The organism is Falsiroseomonas oryzae, assembly GCF_027856955.1.
In the GTDB taxonomy this organism is placed as follows: Bacteria; Pseudomonadota; Alphaproteobacteria; order Acetobacterales; family Acetobacteraceae; genus Falsiroseomonas; species Falsiroseomonas oryzae.
The window spans coordinates 1-2768 of the sequence record NZ_JAPSMD010000575.1 but is presented as its reverse complement, the minus strand read 5'-3'; the positions used below and the strand labels follow the sequence as shown (position 1 = coordinate 2768).

At 69.7% G+C, this 2768-nt stretch carries 3 protein-coding genes; all 3 read left to right on the top strand.

Annotated features, from left to right (window positions below):
* Window positions 1-432, top strand: a 432-nt coding sequence (locus OZN99_RS29060; RefSeq protein ID WP_270938702.1) for a malonyl-CoA decarboxylase domain-containing protein, incomplete at its 5' end; no start/stop codon positions are given.
* Between the two features lie 136 nt (window positions 433-568).
* Complete coding sequence (locus OZN99_RS29055; RefSeq protein WP_270938701.1) at window positions 569-2311, top strand: calcium-binding protein; 1743 nt, start codon at window positions 569-571, stop codon at window positions 2309-2311.
* Between the two features lie 168 nt (window positions 2312-2479).
* The coding region (locus tag OZN99_RS29050) for a hypothetical protein (RefSeq protein WP_270938700.1) at window positions 2480-2768 on the top strand (289 nt) is incomplete at its 3' end.

Below are 2768 nucleotides of genomic sequence, written 5' to 3'. Positions count from 1 at the left end.
GACCTGGCGCTGCCGGCGCCGGCTTCCGACGGCGCAGTGGTGGCGCCGTCACGCGCCGGCAGCGAGAGCGCGCTGCAGGCCCTGGCCCGCGTGGTCGCGCGCCGCTCCCTCGCGCGTGACGAGGCCGTGGCGAAGGTGCTGGACCCCGTGCTGATGCGGGCCTGCGCGCGCTACCTGCTGGCCGAGAGCGGGCGCAACGGCCGGCGGGCGCGCGACCCTGTGGCGCATTTCCACCTCTCGAACGGGGCGCGGGTGGAACGGCTGAACCCGCGCGGCGACTTGAGCGAGAAGGGCTGGCGCGAGAGTGCCGCGATGATGGTGAACTACCTCTACGATCCCGCGAAGATCGAGGAGTATCACGAGGACTACGCCGGCGATGGCAAGCGCGCTGCGTCGTCGGCGGTGCGGAAGCTGGCCAGGGGCTTCGTGTAGGTCGCGCGGCCGGAAACAACTGATACGCGCCGTGTCGCGTTTGTGTGCGCCGCAAAATGCGGTCGCAACGACACGCTGAGAAAACGTCTCCCGCAGGCACCGGGCAGTCCGGGCCGACACGATCGGGAGACCAGCAATGTCCACTGTCAACATCACCTTCGGCGACACGAACGACCACTTCGACGGCCAGCCCTATGAGGACGACCTGATCGTCCAGATGGGCAAGGGCAACGACTACGTGCATGCGGGCCAGGGCACGAACCTCATCTATCTCGGCGACGGGAACGACACCTTCCAGTCCATGAACATGTCCGGGCTGTTCGTCGAGGACGACAAGTACAGCGGCGACTCGACGGTCCATGGCGGCGACGGCAACGACGTCTTCGACTTCTACCAGGCGGACGGGACGCTCTATGGCGGCAAGAACGACGACCGCTACGTCATCGACGGCAAGGACAGCAACGTCACCGTCGTCGAATACGCGGATGAAGGCACCGACACCGTCGAGATCAGCCTCTGGACCAACACCGTCTACAACATGGCCCCCAACGTCGAGAACCTGGCGATCCGCGCCGTCTATTACTCGGGCGTGTTCTCCGACAGCTGGGACGCCACCGACGGCAAGTACGACGACGGCGAGGCCAAGGCCGGCGTGCACGTCAACGGCAACGCCGCCAGCAACGACATCACCGGCAGCGACATGCGCGACACCCTGCTCGGCGGCGAGGGGGCGGACACGCTGAACGGCGGCGTCGGCTCCGACAGCTTGCACGGCGAGAACGGCAACGACGTCCTGATCGGTGACCACGGCAACGACACGCTGTCCGGCGGCGAAGGCGCCGACAAGCTCTATGGCGGCATCAACCTCGACCGGCTCTATGGCGGCGCAGGCAACGACACGCTCGATGGCGGCGCGGCCAATGACTGGCTGGAGGGCGGCACCGGCAACGACTACCTGAACGGCGGCACGGGCTCCGACACGATGCACGGCGGCGCCAACGACGACACCTACCTGGTGGACTCCGCCGGCGACGTCGTGACCGAGGCCGCGGGGGCTGGCACCGACACCGTGATCAGCCGGCTGCAATCCTACACGCTCGGCGCCGATGTGGAGAACCTGACCTTCCAGGGCAGCGCCAACATGCAGGGCACCGGCAACGCGTTGGCGAACGTGATGCGCGGCAGCGTCGGGGCGGACAGCCTGAGCGGGCTCGACGGCAACGACCAGCTCCACGGCAATGACGGGGCCGACCAGCTCAAGGGCGGGATTGGCGACGACTACGCGAGCGGCGGCAACGGAATGGACTCGCTGCACGGCGAGGCGGGCAACGACCGGCTCTTCGGCGACGGCGACGCCGACTACGTGACCGGCGGCGACGGCAACGACACCGTCGACGGCGGCACCGGCAACGACAACCTGCACGGCGACGGCGGCAACGACAGCATGCTGGGCGGCGAGGGCAACGACCTGATCCAGGGCGGCGCCGGCAACGACCTGATCCGCGGCGGGAATGGCAACGACAACATCTACGGCGGCGGCGGCGCGGACAGGCTGTACGGCGATGCGGGGGCGGACTTCTTCTGCTTCCAGTCCACCTCGGACAGCCTCGCGACCGGCCGCGACTTCATCTACGGCTTCGAGAAGGGCGTGGACCGGATCGACCTGGGACAGGTGGATGCCAACGCCACCGTCGCCGGCAACCAGACCTTCGCCTTCACCGGCTCGGGCGCCTTCTTCAAGAGCGCGGGCGACCTGTGGGTCACCACGAACCTGCTCGGCAGCGTGGTGAGCATGGACGTGAACGGCGACGCAGCGCCCGACATGGCGATCAGCGTGATCGGCGTGTGGGACCTGGCGGCGAGCGACTTCATCCTCTGAGACAGCGGACCGGGGTCGTGGCGGGGCGGCGGCGCCGGGGTGCCGCCGCCCCGGCGCGACTCCGCAGGATTTCGTCGGCTTTTCGCCGCGCCTTCGGGATTCCCCGCCCCGGAAGACCGATCGTGCACTGCGCCCGGCCAGGACGGCCGGGGCAGCGCGGAGGATCGGATGATGCGAAGGCTTCAAGGCTTGCCCGGCCTGCTGTCGGTCGCGGCGCTGGTCGTCGGTATCGGAGCGGCCCAGGCCGCCTCGGTCGGCACCACGGAGAACACGCAATACGCGGCGGTGTGGCTGGCCGATGCGCAGGGCCGGCGCGGGGAAGGCGCCCCGGCCCTGCTCAACGTGCCGCCGGGCTGGGGGGGCGGCGATGCCGCCGCGGTGATCGCGCCCGGCGGGGACTGGCCGCATGGCCAGCGCGACGCGCTGGTGGCGGCGCTGCTGGACGCCGGCGCGGCGG